Origin of the sequence: Pseudomonas sp. BN414 (assembly GCF_029871275.1) — a bacterium.
GTDB classification, from domain to species: Bacteria; Pseudomonadota; Gammaproteobacteria; order Pseudomonadales; family Pseudomonadaceae; genus Metapseudomonas; species Metapseudomonas resinovorans_C.
On sequence record NZ_SSOL01000065.1, the window covers coordinates 1 to 15,968 of the forward strand.

A 15,968-nucleotide genomic window follows, 5' to 3' on the forward strand; every position below is an offset into this window, starting at 1 on the left:
TGAAGAGCAAATACAAGGAAACCGCCCGCGGCGGCCTCGCCGTGAACATCATCGAATGCTGAAAAGCACCCTCTCCCCAGCCCTCTCCCGCAAGCGGGAGAGGGAGCTTGTCTCCCCTCGCCCTTCAGGGAGAGGGGCCGGGGGAGAGGGTCGCCCCAACCCGCACCGACTTTCGCTTTGGAGCCTTACATGACCGACCTCGCCAAAACCCCGCTGCACGCCCTGCACCTCGAACTCGGCGCCCGCATGGTGCCCTTCGCCGGCTACGACATGCCGGTGCAGTACCCGCTCGGCGTGCTCAAGGAGCACCTGCACACCCGCGAGCAGGCCGGCCTGTTCGACGTCTCGCACATGGGCCAGGTCCTCCTGCGCGGCGAGAACGCCGCCCGCGCCCTGGAAAGCCTGGTACCGGTGGACATCCTCGACCTGCCGGTGGGCATGCAGCGCTACGCGCTGTTCACCGACGACAACGGCGGCATCCTCGACGACCTGATGGTTGCCCGCCTCGCCGACGACGAACTGTTCGTGGTGGTCAACGCCGCCTGCAAGGAGCAGGACCTGGCGCACCTGCAGAAGCACCTCGGCGGGCAGTGCGAAATCGAATCGCTGTTCGAGTCCCGCGCCCTGATTGCCTTGCAGGGGCCCAAGGCTGCCCAGGCGTTGAGTCGCTTGGCGTCGGACGTAGCCGGCATGACATTCATGCAATTCACCACGCTCGAACTGATGGGTGTGAATTGCTACGTCAGCCGCTCCGGCTACACCGGCGAAGACGGCTACGAGATTTCCGTTCCGGTCGAGCATGCAGACGCTCTGGCGCGTGCCCTGCTCGAGCAGCCGGAAGTCCAGCCGATCGGCCTCGGCGCGCGCGACTCGCTGCGCCTGGAAGCCGGCCTGTGCCTCTACGGCCACGACATGAGCACCGCCACCACGCCGATCGAGGCCAGCCTCGGCTGGGCCATCTCCAAGGCCCGCCGCGCCGATGGCGTGCGCGCCGGCAACTTCCCCGGCGCCAGCACGGTGTTCGCCCAGCAGGGTGACGGCGTACCCAGCAAGCGCGTCGGCCTGCTGCCGCAGGAGCGCGTGCCGGTGCGCGAAGGCGCCGAGATCGTCGATGCCGAGGGCACGGTGATTGGCCAAGTCACCAGCGGCGGCTTCGGCCCCAGCCTCGGTGCCCCGGTGGCCATGGGTTACGTGAGCGCCAGCCACGCGGCCTTGGACAGCGAGGTCTGGGCCCTGGTGCGCGGCAAGCGCGTGGCGATGAAAGTTGCCAAGACCCCCTTCGTGCCGCAGCGCTATTACCGCGGCTGAGGACTGTTGCTCTTGTAGGAGCGAGCTTGCTCGCGAACAAGAGCTTCGCGAGCAAGCTCGCTCCTACGAAAAACGCCGAGCCTTCGGAGCAAGAACATGACCGAAACCCAGATCACCCCGCGTCCGCAACCTTTGCAGGCCGGCGTAAAACTGCGCGGCGCCGAGAAGGTCGCGCGCATTCCCGTGAAGATCATTCCCACCGAGGACGTGCCGCGCAAACCGGACTGGATCCGCGTCCCCATTGCCACCTCGCCGGAGGTGGCCCGAATCAAGCAACTGCTGCGCAAGCACAAGCTGCACAGCGTTTGCGAGGAAGCCTCCTGCCCGAACCTGGGCGAATGCTTCTCCGGCGGTACCGCCACCTTCATGATCATGGGCGACATCTGCACCCGTCGCTGCCCCTTCTGCGACGTCGGCCACGGTCGGCCAAAGCCGCTGGATGCCGATGAGCCAAAGAACCTGGCCATCGCCATCGCCGACCTGCGCCTGAAATACGTGGTGATCACCTCGGTGGACCGCGACGACCTGCGCGACGGCGGTGCCCAGCACTTCGCCGACTGCCTGCGCGAGATCCGCAAGCTGTCCCCGGGCATCCAGCTTGAAACCCTGGTGCCGGACTACCGTGGACGCATGGACATCGCCCTGGAAATCACCGCCACCGAACCGCCGGATGTATTCAACCACAACCTGGAAACCGTGCCGCGCCTCTATCGCTCCTCGCGTCCGGGCTCGGATTTCGAGTGGTCGCTGGACCTGTTGCAGAAGTTCAAGCAACGGGTGCCGGGAGTGCCGACCAAATCCGGCCTGATGCTGGGCCTGGGCGAGACAGACGACGAAGTGATCGAAGTGATGCAGCGCATGCGCGAGCATGAGATCGACATGCTCACCCTCGGCCAGTACCTGCAACCGTCACGCAATCATTTGCCGGTGCAGCGCTTCGTCCACCCCGACACCTTCGCCTGGTTCGCCGAGAAGGGGGCCGAGATGGGATTTGCCAACGTGGCCTCCGGGCCGTTGGTGCGTTCCTCGTACCATGCCGATCAGCAGGTCCACGGCGGCCGGAAGATCAACTGATTCGGTGGCTTTGCGCGGCCCCTGTGGGGGCGAATTCATTCGCCAAGGGCCGCGCAGCGGCCCCGTAGGGTGGTCCGTGCCGAAATGAGCATTGGCTGTTGTCGACAGCCCAGTTAACTTGAGACAAACTCACCGAGTTACGATTTATCTCAAATTCCGCTCATGGAGGGCCGCCATGCTCGAGCTGCGCCATCTCAAGACCCTGCACGCCTTGCGCGAAGCCGACAGCCTGGTGGAAGCCGCGGAACGCTTGCACCTCACCCAGTCCGCCCTCTCCCACCAGTTCAAGGAACTGGAAGAGCGCCTGGGCATGCAGCTGTTCGTGCGCAAGACCAAACCGGTGCGTTTCACCAGCGCCGGATTGCGACTGCTGCAACTGGCCGACAGTCTCCTGCCGCAACTGCGCAGCGCCGAGCGCGACCTGGCGCGTCTGGCCGGGGGCACTGCCGGCCGTCTGCACATGGCCATCGAGTGCCACAGCTGCTTCCAGTGGCTGATGCCCACCATCGACCAGTTCCGCGACGCCTGGCCGGAGGTGGAGCTGGACCTGGCTTCGGGTTTCTCGTTCGCCCCTCTGCCTGCTCTGGCGCGGGGCGACCTGGACCTGGTGGTGACTGCCGACCCGGTGGACCTCGCCGGTATCACCTATGTGCCGCTCTTCACCTACGAAGCCCTGCTGGCTGTGGATAACCAGCATGCCCTGGCGAGCAAGCCGTTCATCGTCCCCGAGGACCTGGCCAGCCTGACCCTGATCACCTACCCGGTGGAACGCGATCGCCTGGACGTCTTCACCCGCTTCCTGGAACCGGCGGACGTGGAGCCCGCCCAGGTGCGCACGTCCGAACTCACGGTGATGATGATGCAATTGGTGGCAAGCGGCCGTGGTGTCTGCTGCCTGCCCAATTGGGCATTGCACGAATACAGCTCGCGCGGCTACGTCACCGCCAAGCGCCTGGGCGAGAAAGGTCTGTATTGCACTCTGTTCGCGGCCATCCGCGCCGACATGCTGGATGCCCCCTTCATGCGCGACTTCCTGCTGACGGCGAAGGACACGTCGTTCGCAACGCTGGAAGGGGTCAGTGCGGCGCGGTGAACGAGCCGCCGTTCCCTGTGGGGGCGAATTCATTCGCAATGGGCGGCGCAGCCGCCCCGTAGGTTGGTCCGAGCGGAGCGAGGCCCAACGGTCCCGGCATCGGCCGCGAAACGTTGGGTTTCGTTCCTCTACCCAACCTACAAGTGCCGCCACGTAGGTTGGTCCGCTGCCTCAGCGATCCACCATCGGCGGTGCCTCGCCCCCTAGATCAACGCTCGGATGCATCGGCAGCGACGGCCCCAGATATTCGTTGGCCTGCTGGATATCGTCCGCCCCCAGCGACCCCACCGAAGCCGCCAGGCGCAAGCGCGAAAGCAGGTAGCGCAGCTTGGCCTCCAGCAGGTCGCGGCGGGCGATGAACGCCTGTTCCTCGGCATTGAGGATGTCCAGGTTGGTACTGGTGCCAGCCTGGAAACCCTTGCGCGCGGACTCCTGGGCGCGTTCGCTGGATACCACCGCGGTCTCCAGGGCCCGGACCCGTTGCTCGCCGCTCTGCACCCCACGGAATTCGCGGGTGGTGCCGGACAGCACCTCTTCGCGGCTGGAGTTCAACTGATCATTGGCCAGCTCCCGGTTGGCCGAAGCCTGGCGCACCTGGGCGCTGGTGGCGCCACCGGTGAAGATCGGCATGCGGAACTCCACGCCGACCGAACCGTATTTGTTGTGCTGGTTCTGGGTCGAAACCGAATCGCTCTCCGTGTCGTTGTAGGCGGCGACGAAATCCAGGGTCGGCCAGTGCCCGGCCTTGGCCCGGTCCACCTCGAAGTCCGCGATATCCAGGCTGCGGCTGCGGGCGATGATGGTCGGGTTGTTGGCCCGCGCATCGCTGATCCAGTCCTGCAGGGTCGGCGGCTCCAGCGGCGGGGTGGGAAACTCGGTACGCAGGGTGGACATCTCTTCCGGCAGCACGCCGAGCAGCTCCTGCAGCAGACGTCGCGCCACCAGCAGGTTGTCCTCGGCCTCGATCAACTCGGCCTGGGCCAGGTCGCGTCGGGCAGAGGCCTGATCGACGTCGATCACGGTGCCGTCACCCAGTTCGAATCGGCGCTTGGCGGACTTCACCTGGTTCTCCAGGTTGTTCAGCTTGACCTTGGCCAGATCGATGGTTTCCAGCGCCAGCAACACGGCGAAGTAGCGGCTGGCCAGGCTGACCGCCGATTCCTGGGTCTTCACATCGAACACCGCATCACTGAACAGGGTTCGTTGCTTGCCCTGGCGGTACTCGGCCATCCGCTGCTTGTTGAACAGCGGTTGGCGCAACTCCACCACCGCCCCCTTTGAGTCGTACTCCAGGTCATTCTCCACCGAGTTGCCCAGGACGTTGTCCTGCTCGCTGGTGCCGTCCACCCGCTTCCAGTAGGCGGTACTGCTGATGTTCGGCAGCAGGCCAGCCTTGCCCAGTTCCTTGTATTCCTGGCCGGCCTGGCGTTCGTGGACCGACGCCAGGTAGGTCGGTCCCTGGGTCTGGTAGACGCCCCAGGCTTCGCTGAGGTCCATGGCCGCCGCAGGCAGGGCGACGGCTCCGAACAAACCGGCTATGGCCATCCGGGCTCTCATGTCACTGCTCCTTGAATGCGTTTCCGACACGGCCCAGCAGCGGCTTCATCAGGTAGCTCATCAGGCTGCGTTCACCGGTCTTGATGGTTACGGTGGCCGGCATGCCTGCGCGGATATTGTTCGGCCCGAGCATCTTCATGCCTTCTTCGGTCACTTCCACCTGGGTCAAGTAATAGGGCTGTTTGCTGGCTTCGTCCACCAGCCGGTCGGCGGCAACCGTCAGCACCCGTCCCGGAATGTTGGGAGTCTGTGCGTGGTTGAAGGCCGGGAAGGTGATGTCCACCGGCAGCCCGGGGACCATCTTGTCGATGGCCTGCACCGGAACCTGGGCGTCCACCTGCAGGGGCTCACTGTCCGGTATCACGTCCATGAGCCGCGCGCCGGGCTGGATGATCCCGCCGACGGTGGTGATGGTCAGGCCCAGGACGATGCCGTCGATGGGCGAACGGATCACCGTGTTGTCCACCTGGTAGTCCACCGAACGCAACCGCTCGCCGAGGGAGGTGGCTTCCTTCTGCACATCGGTCAGCTGGGATTCCACTTCCTTCTGGAAATCCTGCTCGCGCTGGAGGATGCGCAGCTTGAGTTCGGCGATCTGGTTACGGGTGCGGCCGATATCGGCGATGTTCTGCGCCATGGAGCCATTCAGTTCCGAGGCATTGCGCTCCAGTTCCAGCATACGGTTGCGCGGGATGTAGCCTTCGGCGGCCAGGCTGCGCACGCCTTCCAGTTCCTGGCCAAGCAGGCTCGACTGGCTGGCGCGGGTGGCCTGGACCTGGCGCAGGCCCTTGAGCTGCTCTTCGGCACCGTTGAGGTTCTCGTGGAGGATGCCGATTTCACCCAGCAGCGCCTTGCGCCGGGTCTGGAACAACCGCTGCTGCAGGGCGATGGATTCCATCAGGCGCGGATCGCCGCTGAAGCGCTCCAGCAGTTCCGGGGCGAAGGTCACGGTGTCGGCGCCATCGCGCTCGGCAACCAGACGGTCTTCCACGGTCTTGGCGACGATGTACTGGGAGCTGAGGGCGCCCTGCTCGGCGATGGCCTGGGTCGGGTCCAGGCGCACCAGCTCCTGGCCGGCGCGTACCTTGTCGCCTTCGCGCACGAGAATGGCGTCCACCTCACCGCCGGTGAGGTGCTGCACGGTCTTGCGCGCATTGGTGACGTTGACCGTGGCGTTGGCCACCACGCCGGCATCCAGCGGGGCCATCACGGCCCAGACCAGGAAGCCGCCGAATCCTGCCAGCACCATCCAGACACCCCAACGCGCCGGCCGGGAGTCATCCATGTCCACCTGTGTCGGTTCTTCGACCCGTACCAGGGCCTTGCTTTCGCTTGCCGCTTGCATGATCGATTACTCCTTTGCCCGCACGGACGCGAGGTTGGGCGTGCCCACGGAGGGCATGACGCTGGCCTGGCGCAATGCTGAGAAGACCTCATCACGAGGACCGAACATCTGCATACCGCCGTCTCTCAGCAGCAGGACCTTGTCTATCGTGCCGAGCACGCTGGGGCGGTGGGAGATCAGGACCAGCGTCTTGCCCCGCTTCTTCAGGTCGAGGATGGCCTCCACCAGCGCCGCTTCGCCCACGTCGTCGAGGTTGGCGTTGGGCTCGTCCAGCACGATCATCGAGGGATCGCCATAGATGGCCCGGGCCAGGGCGATGCGCTGCTTCTGTCCGCCGGAGAGCGGGCTGCCGTCGAGGCCAAGGGGCGTGTCGTAACCTTTGTCGAAGCGCAGGATCATCTCGTGCACGCCAGCGCGCTTGGCCGCCAGAATCACCTCCTCGCTGTTCACTTCGCCGAAGCGGGCGATGTTGTCGGCGATGGTGCCTTCGAACAGCTCCACGTCCTGGGGCAGATAGCCGAGCCAAGGACCGAGTTCCGCCTTGTTCCACTGGAAGATGTCAGCGCCGTCCAGGCGTACCGTGCCCCCTTGCGCCGGCCAGACCCCCACCAGCAACCGGGCCAGGGTGGATTTGCCGGCGGCGGATGGGCCGATGATGCCGAGTGCTTCGCCGGGCGCCAGGGCGAAATTGACCCCACGCAGGATAGTGGCGGTACCACCGGGCGCTGCGGTCATGGCGTTCTCCACCGCCAGTGCGCCCTGGGGCTTGGGCAGCGCCATGGCGTCCTTGCGGGCGGGGAAGTCAGCCAGCAGCTTGGTCAGGCGTTCCCAGGAAGCACGGGCGGAGAGCAACTGTTTCCAGACGCCGATGGCCTGTTCAACCGGCGCCATGGCGCGACCGCTGAGCACCGAACTGGCGATCATCATCCCGGCGGTGATCTCACCCTTGATGGCCAGCAGCGCGCCGGCACCCAGGATCAGCGACTGCAGGGTGATCCGCACAAAACGGCTGGCGCCGTTGATGTAGGCCGCACGGTCCGAAGCCTGGGTCTGTTTCTCGAGGATGCGCTGGTGGCTGCTGTACCAGCGTTCGCGAATGGCCGGCAGCATGCCCATCGCCTCGATCACTTCGGTATTGCGCAGGTTGTTGTTGGCGAAGGTGCCGGACGCCATCGAAGCCTGGTTGGCTTCCATCAGCGGACCCCGGGTAACCACTTCAGTGAGCAGTGCCAGCGCGAAGAGAATCGCCGAGCCGATCAGGGTGACGACGCCCAGTAGCGGGTGCACAAGGAAGATCACCAGCAGGTAGATGGGGGTCCACGGCGCGTCGAAGAACGCGAACAGGCCATTGCCGGTGAGGAACTGGCGAACCTGGGACAAGTCCTGGAGTGCCTGGGCCGGGTTGCCGCCGGCTCGGCGCAGGTTGCGCTCGAAGGAAGCATTGAAGATGCGCTTGTTCAGGCTCATGTCCAGGCGGTTGCCAAGGCGGATGAGCACTGTCGAACGAACCACCTCCAGCAATGACATGAGCACGTAGAGCCCGAGCATCAGCACTGTCAGCATCACCAGGGTGGTGATGTTGCTGCTTGCCAGCACGCGATCGTAGACCTGCAGCATGTAGAGCGCCGGCGCCAGCATCATCAGGTTGATGACGCCGCTGAAGCCGCCGACCACATAAAAGGTGTGGCGCAGGCGATTCAGGGCTTCGGACAGTTCTGTACGGGGCTGCGAGAAATTCTTCATCTCGGCGCTCCATTGACGGAGTGGTGGGTTCGGCCGGGTCCGACCGCCTTCTTATAATTCAAGCCCCTGGAGCGAAACGGCGCTGCCCCCACAGAAGCCTACCCACATCCTTAGCCAAGACTCCGGCCCCCCGCCAGCCTCCAACCCCGTCTGCCGGACGGCTGCGGGATTAACCCCGACCGACGACATGGGCCTTTTGCGCGAGAGCGTTTCTCATCAAGGCTGGAAGCACCGAGCTAGAGCGCTTTACCCACTTTTGGGGAAAATGCCGACGGCGCCAGCAGGACAGAACTGGCGCCGGATAAATGACGTATAGCTCCGACGAGTGAATCGACGCAGGATGGATAGAGTCGCGCTATGCATCCTGGGCACCGGAAACACCGCCGGTGCGCACGGCGCACCCTACCAGGGCTGTCCACCCACTCACGTGGCCAACCGTGGGGTCAGTTCGCCCTGACCCGTAGCGCCGGGCTGAACGTCAGCATGTCCATCAGGCTGTTAACCAGGTTTTCCGCCTCGTCCGCCAGGGAATAGCCATTGGGTACCAGCAGCCAGTTGGTCTGGATGCCTTCCATATAGGCATGCACGCTGACAGCGGCGCGGCGACAGTCCAGGTCTCGGGGCAACTGACCACGGCTCACTGCATTGCGCAGTGCCTTGGCGATGCGCTCATCGCATTCGGCGCTCAGGTCCTGGATCTGCTGGCGCAGGTCGCCCAGTTCCTCGGTGTATTCCACCTTGAACCGGAGGATCTCGTGGATGCGCCGGCTCTGCGGGTCCAGTTCCACGCGCTTGAGCAGGCGCACCAGCAGCTGGTGCATGCGACCCAGCGGGTCGGGCTCATCTTCGCTCTCGCTGGCACGCGCCAGCTGTTCCAGCGGCATGTGGATGCGTTCGAGCATCGCCTGGAACAGGTCGCTCTTGTTCTCGAAGTGCCAGTAGATGGCGCCTCGACTCACGCCGGCAGCCGCAGCGATTTCAGCCAGAGAGGCGCGGGAAACACCCTTCTCGTGAAATACCCGCTCCGTAGCATCGAGTATCTGCACGCGGGTCTCTTCGGCTTCCTCTTTGGTGCGTCTGGCCATTCGCCACTTTTACCTATCTGATTGCTATCAAAGGAAAAATCATCAAGCCGAGGAAACAAATTCTGACAGCGGCTTCGGAAGATTCGATTTACAAACATTCACGCATGTAAGTATATTCGTACACCTTCGCAAGAATCCAGAACCTGCCCTGCGCCCAGCCTTCCCTTCAGGAAGCTGTACCCCAGAAAATAGAGGTCCCTTCAGATGCCCATGAAGCCAGCCTTTGCCGCCTTGGTTTCCGCCATCGCACTGGCCACGCTCGTCCTCACCGGCTGCCAGGAAGCCTCGGCTCCCCCGCCCGCCCAGACGCCCAAGGTCGGTGTCGTCACCCTGCAACCCCAGAGCTTCACCCTGACCACCGAACTCCCCGGTCGCACCAGCGCCTATCGCATCGCCGAAGTACGCCCTCAGGTCGACGGCATCATCCAGAAGCGCCTGTTCACCGAAGGCAGCGAGGTCAAGGCCGGCCAGCAGCTCTATCAGATCGACCCGTCCGTCTACACCGCCACCTTCAAGAGCGCCCAGGCCAGCCTGGCCTCGGCGCAGTCCCTGGCGGACCGCTACAAGGACCTGGTCAGCGACCAGGCCGTGAGCAAGCAGGCCTATGACGAGTCCCAGGCCGCCCGCCTGCAGGCCGAGGCCGCGCTGGAGAAGGCCAAGATCGACCTGCGCTACACCAAGGTGCTGGCCCCCATTTCCGGACGTGTCGGCCGTTCGGCGGTCACCGAAGGGGCGCTGGTGAACAACGGCCAGACCCTGGCCATGGCCACCATCCAGCAACTCGACCCGATCTACGTCGACGTGACCCAGTCCACCAAGGACCTGCTGCGCCTGCGTCGGGAAATGGCCGAAGGCCAACTGGAAAAAGCCGGTGCCAGCGGCGCCAGGGTTTCCCTGCTGCTCGAAGACGGCAGCGAATACCCGCACAAGGGCAGCCTGGAGTTCTCCGAAGTCTCGGTAGACGAAGGCACCGGTTCGGTGACCCTGCGCGCGGTCTTCCCCAATCCGGAACACAACCTGCTGCCCGGCATGTTCGTCCACGCCCGTCTGGGCTCGGCAGTGAAGCAGGAAGCCATCCTCGCACCGCAGCAAGGCGTGACCCGTGATCTCAAGGGCCAGGCCACCGCCATGGTGGTGAATGCCGAGAACAAGGTGGAACTGCGCCACCTGAAGGCCGAACGCACCGTCGGCGACCGTTGGCTGGTCAGCGAAGGCCTCAACCCCGGCGACCGCCTGATCACCGAAGGCCTGCAGTTCGTGCGACCGGGCGTTGAAGTGAACGCAGCACCGGCAACCAACGTGGCAGCCCAGCAACCCGCGGGCGACAACCTGGCCAAGAGCCACTGAGGAGCCCATAGATGTCGAGATTCTTCATCGATCGCCCGATCTTCGCCTGGGTGATCGCGCTGGTGATCATGCTCGCCGGCGGCCTGTCGATCCTCAAACTGCCGATCAACCAGTACCCCAGCATTGCCGCGCCTGCGGTGGGCATCCAGGTCAGCTACCCCGGCGCCTCGGCGCAGACGGTGCAGGACACCGTGGTGCAGATCATCGAGCAGCAGCTCAATGGCATCGACGGCCTGCGCTACATCTCCTCGGAGAGCAACTCCGACGGCAGCATGACCATCACCGCCACCTTCGAGCAGGGCACCAACCCTGACATCGCCCAGGTGCAGGTACAGAACAAGCTCCAGTTGGCCACCCCGCTGCTGCCGCAGGAAGTGCAGCAGCAGGGCATCCGCGTGACCAAGGCAGTGAAGAACTTCCTGCTGGTCATCGGCGTGGTGTCCGAAGACGGCAGCATGGACAAGAACGACCTGGCCAACTACATCGTCTCCAACATCCAGGACCCGATCTCGCGGACCAAGGGCGTGGGTGACTTCCAGGTGTTCGGTGCCCAGTACGCGATGCGTATCTGGCTGGACCCGGCGCGGCTGAACAACTACCAGCTGACGCCGGTGGACGTGAAGACTGCCATCCAGGCGCAGAACGTGCAGATTTCCTCCGGCCAGCTCGGCGGCCTGCCCGCCTCGCCCGGTACCCAGCTCAACGCCACGATCATCGGCAAGACCCGCCTGCAGACCCCGGAGCAATTCGGCGAAATCCTCCTGAAGGTGAATCGCGACGGCTCCCAGGTGCGCCTGCGTGACGTGGCGAAGATCGAGCTGGGTGGCGAGAACTACAGCATCAGCGCCCAGTTCAACGGCAAGCCGGCTTCCGGCATGGCGATCAAGCTGGCCACCGGCGCCAACGCCCTGGACACCGCCAAGGCGATCCGCGAGACCGTCAAGCAACTGGAACCCTTCATGCCCGCCGGGATGAAGGTGGTCTTCCCCTACGACACCACCCCGGTGGTTTCCGCCTCCATCGAAGGCGTGATCCATACCCTGGGCGAGGCCATCATCCTGGTGTTCCTGGTGATGTTCCTGTTCCTGCAGAACTTCCGCGCCACCATCATCCCGACCCTTGCGGTGCCGGTGGTGCTGCTCGGCACCTTCGGCGTGCTGGCGATGTTCGGCTTCACCATCAACACCCTGACCATGTTCGCCATGGTGCTCGCCATCGGCCTGCTGGTGGACGACGCCATCGTGGTGGTGGAAAACGTCGAGCGGGTAATGGCCGAGGAAGGCCTCTCGCCGCTGGAAGCCACACGCAAATCCATGGGCCAGATCCAGGGCGCGCTGGTGGGTATCGCCCTGGTGCTCTCGGCGGTGTTCCTGCCCATGGCGTTCTTCGGCGGCTCCACGGGCGTGATCTACAAGCAGTTCTCCATCACCATCGTCTCGGCCATGGCCTTGTCGGTGCTGGTGGCGCTGATCTTCACCCCGGCCCTGTGCGCCACCCTGCTCAAGCCCATCGGCAAGGGACATCACGAGAAGCGCGGCTTCTTCGGCTGGTTCAACCGCAGCTTCGACCGCAGCGTGCAGAGCTACGAGCGCGGCGTGCGCGGCGTGCTCAAGCGCAAGGTGCCCTACCTGATGCTCTACGTGGTGATCCTGATCGCCATGGGCTGGCTGTTCACCCGCATTCCCACCGCCTTCCTCCCCGAGGAAGACCAGGGCGTGCTCTTCGCCCAGGTGCAAACGCCGTCCGGCGCCAGCGCCGAGCGTACCCAGGTGGTCGTGGACCAGATGCGCGAATACCTGCTGGACCAGGAAAAGGACACCGTGAAGTCCGTGTTCACCGTCACCGGTTTCAACTTCGCCGGTCGCGGCCAGAGCTCGGGCATGGCCTTCATCATGCTCAAGCCGTGGGAAGAGCGCACGGCCGAAGGCCAGAGCGTGTTCGACCTGGCCCAGCGTGCGCAGAAGCATTTCTTCAGCTTCCGCGATGCGATGGTCTTCGCCTTCGCCCCGCCGGCGGTGATGGAGCTGGGTAACGCCACCGGTTTCAACCTGTTCCTGCAGGACCGCGCCGGTGTCGGCCACGAGGCGCTCAACGCCGCCCGTGACCAGTTCCTCGAACTGGCGGCGAAAGACCCGGTGCTCAACCGCGTGCGCGCCAACGGCCTGCGCGACGAGCCCCAGTACCAGCTGCAGATCGACGACGAGAAGGCCCGTGCCCACGGCATTTCCCTGTCCGACATCAACAACACCGTGTCCATCGCCTGGGGCGCCAGCTACGTCAACGACTTCATCGACCGTGGCCGGGTGAAGAAGGTCTACCTGCAAGGCGAACCCGAAGCACGGATGAACCCGGAAGACCTGAACAAGTGGTACGTGCGCAACGACCAGGGCCAGATGGTGCCGTTCAGCGCCTTCGCCAGTGGCGAATGGATCTACGGCGCGCCCAAGCTGGCCCGCTACAACGGCGTGCCGGCGGTGGAAATCCTCGGCGAGGCGGCACCGGGCCACAGCTCGGGTGAAGCCATGGCCGCCGTGGAAGAGATCGCCAAGCAGCTGCCGGCGGGCGTCGGCTACTCCTGGACCGGCCTCTCCTACGAGGAACGCCTGTCCGGTTCCCAGGCACCGGCCCTCTACGCGCTGTCGCTGCTGGTGGTGTTCCTCTGCCTGGCGGCGCTGTACGAGAGCTGGTCGATTCCGTTCTCGGTGATGCTGGTGGTGCCGCTGGGTGTGATCGGCGCGCTGATGTTCACCAGCCTGCGCGGTCTGTCCAACGACGTGTTCTTCCAGGTCGGCCTGCTCACCACCATCGGCCTCTCGGCGAAGAACGCGATCCTCATCGTCGAGTTCGCCAAGGAGCTGCACGAGCAGGGCAAGAGCCTGTTCGAAGCCGCCGTGGAAGCCTGCCGCATGCGCCTGCGCCCGATCATCATGACCTCGCTGGCGTTCATCCTCGGCGTGGTGCCCCTGGCCATCTCCAACGGTGCCGGCTCCGGCAGCCAGCACGCCATTGGTACCGGCGTGATCGGCGGCATGCTCACCGCGACCGTCCTGGCCATTTTCTGGGTGCCGCTGTTCTACGTGCTGGTCGGCTCGCTGTTCAAGGACAAGGCGAGCAAGGCTGCGATCAAGAAGGAGGCCCTGCAGTGAGGCGTTCCCTGATGTCCCTGGCCATCGCCGCGACCCTGCTCGGTGGCTGCTCCATGATCCCCGACTACCAGCGCCCGGAAGCGCCGGTGGAGGCCGACTGGCCCCAGGGGGAGGCGTACAGCGACGGTGCGGCCCAGGTGAACACCGCCGCCGCCGACCTCGACTGGAACGCGTTCTTCCAGGACCCGGCGCTGCGCCAACTGGTGCAGCTCGCCCTGGACAACAACCGCGACCTGCGCACCGCCGCGCTGAACGTCGAGGCCTATCGCGCGCTCTATCGCATCCAGCGTTCCGAGCTGTTCCCCAGCATCTCGGCTGATGGAGGCGCCACCCGCCAGCGCACCCCCGGCATCATGAGCCAGAGCGGCCAGGCCGACACCAGCAGCAGCTACAGCGCCACCCTAGGCACCAATGCCTGGGAACTGGACTTCTTCGGCCGCCTGCGCAGCCTCAACGAGCAGGCCCTGGAACAGTACTTCGCCACCGAACAGGCACGCCGCAGCACTCAGATCAGCCTGGTGGCCTCGGTAGCCACCGCCTACCTCGACTGGCAGGCCGACCAGGCCCTGCTGCAGCTGACCCGCGACACCCTGAAGACCTATCAGGAAAGCTACGCCCTCACCCAGCGCAGCTTCGACGTGGGCGTCGCCGATGCCCTGGCCCTGAGCCAGGCGCGCACCGCCGTGGAAAGCGCCCAGGTCAGCCTGGCGCAGTACACCCGTCTGGTGGCCCAGGACCGCAACGCCCTGACCCAGCTGGTGGGTACCGGTATTCCGGCGGACTTGCCCAGAGGCCTGGCGCTGGACGCCGACCTGCTGGCCGAAGTGCCGCCGGGCTTGCCGTCCGACCTGCTGCAACGCCGCCCGGACGTGGTCCAGGCCGAGCACCTGCTCAAATCGGCCAACGCCAACATCGGCGCAGCGCGCGCGGCCTTCTTCCCCAGCGTGAGCCTGACCGCCAACGCCGGCACCATGAGCAACGAGTTGTCCGGCCTGTTCGATGCCGGCTCGGGCAGCTGGCTGTTCCAGCCGAGCATCAGCCTGCCGATCTTCACCGCCGGCCGCCTGAAAGCGAACCTCGACTACACCGAGCTGCAGAAGGACATCCAGGTGGCGCATTACGAGAAGGCCATCCAGGTCGCCTTCCAGGAAGTCGCCGATGGCCTCGCCGCGCGTACGACCTACCAGCAGCAACTGGACTCCCAGCGCGCACTGGTGAAGACCACCGAGGAGTACTACCGCCTCGCCGAGCGTCGCTACCGCACGGGCGTCGACAGCTATCTGACCCTGCTGGACGCCCAGCGCCAACTGTTCAGCGCCCGTCAGCAACTGATCGGCGACCGCCTCAACCAGTTGGCCAGCGAAGTGAACCTGTACAAGGCCCTTGGCGGCGGCTGGAAAGAACAAGGGGAACATTCCCCGAACGCTTGATCCGCGACTCCCCAATCCTCACGGACGAGGAATCCACGCGGCGCCCCTGCCCTTCTCGGCGGGGGCGTATTTTTTTGGGGCTCCAGGTTTGCGCGCGCCAGCCTGAAGCAACCCTCACCCCCGCCCCCTCTCCCAAGGGGCGAGGGGTGACTCGCGCCGGCGAGGGACAAACCATCCTGAAAGCCGGTCGTAGCCTGAAATTAAGCCGAAGAGGTGGCGGGCGATGAATCGGCACCAGGATTGCTCCATTGCATCAATCGCGAGTCACCCCTCTACCTCTGGGAGAGGGGCCGGGGGTGAGGGATGGGCATAAACCTCGGAAATCCCCATGCCAATCAAGGCCTTGCAAACGCCCATCGGTCAATTTTCCGGCCATCCGTCAGGCTATCCGCTCCAGCCGTAATAATCGCCGATGCTGTTCGTCCAACTCGTGGGGAGGCGAGCCGGGAACAAGAGGAAACGACAAATGAAATCCACACTCACCACAACGACCCTCAGCGGCCTGCTTCTGGCCCTGGCGGTGACAACGGGACCGGGCACTGCCCTGGCGGAGAATGGAAGCGACCGCCTGGACGAGTTCCGGATGCGCAACGAGCAAGTCCTGCAGATGAGGGAGGACTCCAGCGAGCGCTTCACACGAATGGTCGAGGAACAACCCACCGCGTCCGGCCGTAGCTATGAGGACGAAGATGCGTACTCGGGCGAGCGGCAAATGCCGAAATACCAATCGTGGATACACCAGCAGCGAGTCGAGTTCGGTAAGTAACCGATGACTCCCCGCCCGTCGGACGTGCGCAGTCTTGCGCCGCCGGCGGGCAGAAAAAGACCCCACTTTCCGAC

The 15,968-nt window shown here is 64.8% G+C and carries 11 protein-coding genes; 7 read left to right on the plus strand and 4 right to left on the minus strand.

The annotated features are described in order from the left end of the window. The first annotated feature begins 189 nt into the window (after positions 1–189). From gcvT to metR, 3 genes are all read left to right on the plus strand, one after another. The gene (gene gcvT, locus E8E95_RS13060) at positions 190–1,308 is read left to right on the plus strand and encodes a glycine cleavage system aminomethyltransferase GcvT (RefSeq protein WP_280350769.1); all 1,119 of its coding nucleotides are present in this window, start codon (positions 190–192) and stop codon (positions 1,306–1,308) included. Positions 1,309–1,404: 96 nt separating this feature from the next. Further along, complete coding sequence (gene lipA, locus E8E95_RS13065; protein ID WP_280350771.1) at positions 1,405–2,382, plus strand: lipoyl synthase; 978 nt, start codon at positions 1,405–1,407, stop codon at positions 2,380–2,382. A gap of 175 nt (positions 2,383–2,557) precedes the next feature. Then, positions 2,558–3,475, plus strand: a complete 918-nt coding sequence (gene metR / locus E8E95_RS13070) for a transcriptional regulator MetR (RefSeq protein ID WP_280350772.1) — start codon at positions 2,558–2,560, stop codon at positions 3,473–3,475. Positions 3,476–3,646: 171 nt separating this feature from the next. Here metR and E8E95_RS13075 read toward each other — a convergent pair whose 3' ends face one another. From E8E95_RS13075 to E8E95_RS13090, 4 genes are all read right to left on the minus strand, one after another. Continuing rightward, positions 3,647–5,032, minus strand: coding sequence for a TolC family outer membrane protein (locus E8E95_RS13075; RefSeq protein WP_280350774.1), 1,386 nt, complete (start codon positions 5,030–5,032; stop codon positions 3,647–3,649). Between the two features lies 1 nt (position 5,033). Further along, complete coding sequence (locus E8E95_RS13080) at positions 5,034–6,377, minus strand: HlyD family type I secretion periplasmic adaptor subunit (RefSeq protein ID WP_280350775.1); 1,344 nt, start codon at positions 6,375–6,377, stop codon at positions 5,034–5,036. Positions 6,378–6,383: 6 nt separating this feature from the next. Continuing rightward, positions 6,384–8,120 carry a type I secretion system permease/ATPase gene (locus E8E95_RS13085; RefSeq protein WP_280350777.1) on the minus strand — a complete coding sequence of 579 codons (1,737 nt, stop codon included), beginning with the start codon at positions 8,118–8,120 and terminating at the stop codon, positions 6,384–6,386. 443 nt (positions 8,121–8,563) lie between these two features. Next, positions 8,564–9,205: a TetR family transcriptional regulator gene (locus tag E8E95_RS13090; protein WP_280350779.1), complete on the minus strand. Its 642-nt coding sequence runs from the start codon at positions 9,203–9,205 to the stop codon at positions 8,564–8,566. Positions 9,206–9,409: 204 nt separating this feature from the next. Here E8E95_RS13090 and E8E95_RS13095 point away from each other — a divergent pair, with 204 nt between their 5' ends. From E8E95_RS13095 to E8E95_RS13110, 4 genes are all read left to right on the plus strand, one after another. Further along, entirely contained in the window at positions 9,410–10,552 is a 1,143-nt protein-coding gene (locus E8E95_RS13095) for an efflux RND transporter periplasmic adaptor subunit (protein WP_280350781.1), read from the plus strand. A gap of 11 nt (positions 10,553–10,563) precedes the next feature. Beyond that, positions 10,564–13,698: an efflux RND transporter permease subunit gene (locus E8E95_RS13100; protein WP_280350783.1), complete on the plus strand. Its 3,135-nt coding sequence runs from the start codon at positions 10,564–10,566 to the stop codon at positions 13,696–13,698. Continuing rightward, positions 13,695–15,128: an AdeC/AdeK/OprM family multidrug efflux complex outer membrane factor gene (locus tag E8E95_RS13105; protein ID WP_280350785.1), complete on the plus strand. Its 1,434-nt coding sequence runs from the start codon at positions 13,695–13,697 to the stop codon at positions 15,126–15,128. Before E8E95_RS13100 ends, E8E95_RS13105 begins: the two co-directional genes overlap by 4 nt. Positions 15,129–15,594: 466 nt before the next feature. Further along, the gene (locus E8E95_RS13110; protein ID WP_280350787.1) at positions 15,595–15,894 is read left to right on the plus strand and encodes a hypothetical protein; all 300 of its coding nucleotides are present in this window, start codon (positions 15,595–15,597) and stop codon (positions 15,892–15,894) included. Positions 15,895–15,968 lie beyond the last annotated feature (74 nt).

What these genes read in the sequence shown, in the direction of transcription:
- gcvT (WP_280350769.1), top strand. Translation starts at nt 190, where the DNA reads ATGACCGACCTCGCCAAAACCCCGCTGCACGCCCTGCACCTCGAACTC.
- lipA (WP_280350771.1), top strand. Translation starts at nt 1,405, where the DNA reads ATGACCGAAACCCAGATCACCCCGCGTCCGCAACCTTTGCAGGCCGGC.
- metR (WP_280350772.1), top strand. Translation starts at nt 2,558, where the DNA reads ATGCTCGAGCTGCGCCATCTCAAGACCCTGCACGCCTTGCGCGAAGCC.
- E8E95_RS13075 (WP_280350774.1), bottom strand. Translation starts at nt 5,032, where the DNA reads ATGAGAGCCCGGATGGCCATAGCCGGTTTGTTCGGAGCCGTCGCCCTG.
- E8E95_RS13080 (WP_280350775.1), bottom strand. Translation starts at nt 6,377, where the DNA reads ATGCAAGCGGCAAGCGAAAGCAAGGCCCTGGTACGGGTCGAAGAACCG.
- E8E95_RS13085 (WP_280350777.1), bottom strand. Translation starts at nt 8,120, where the DNA reads ATGAAGAATTTCTCGCAGCCCCGTACAGAACTGTCCGAAGCCCTGAAT.
- E8E95_RS13090 (WP_280350779.1), bottom strand. Translation starts at nt 9,205, where the DNA reads ATGGCCAGACGCACCAAAGAGGAAGCCGAAGAGACCCGCGTGCAGATA.
- E8E95_RS13095 (WP_280350781.1), top strand. Translation starts at nt 9,410, where the DNA reads ATGCCCATGAAGCCAGCCTTTGCCGCCTTGGTTTCCGCCATCGCACTG.
- E8E95_RS13100 (WP_280350783.1), top strand. Translation starts at nt 10,564, where the DNA reads ATGTCGAGATTCTTCATCGATCGCCCGATCTTCGCCTGGGTGATCGCG.
- E8E95_RS13110 (WP_280350787.1), top strand. Translation starts at nt 15,595, where the DNA reads ATGAAATCCACACTCACCACAACGACCCTCAGCGGCCTGCTTCTGGCC.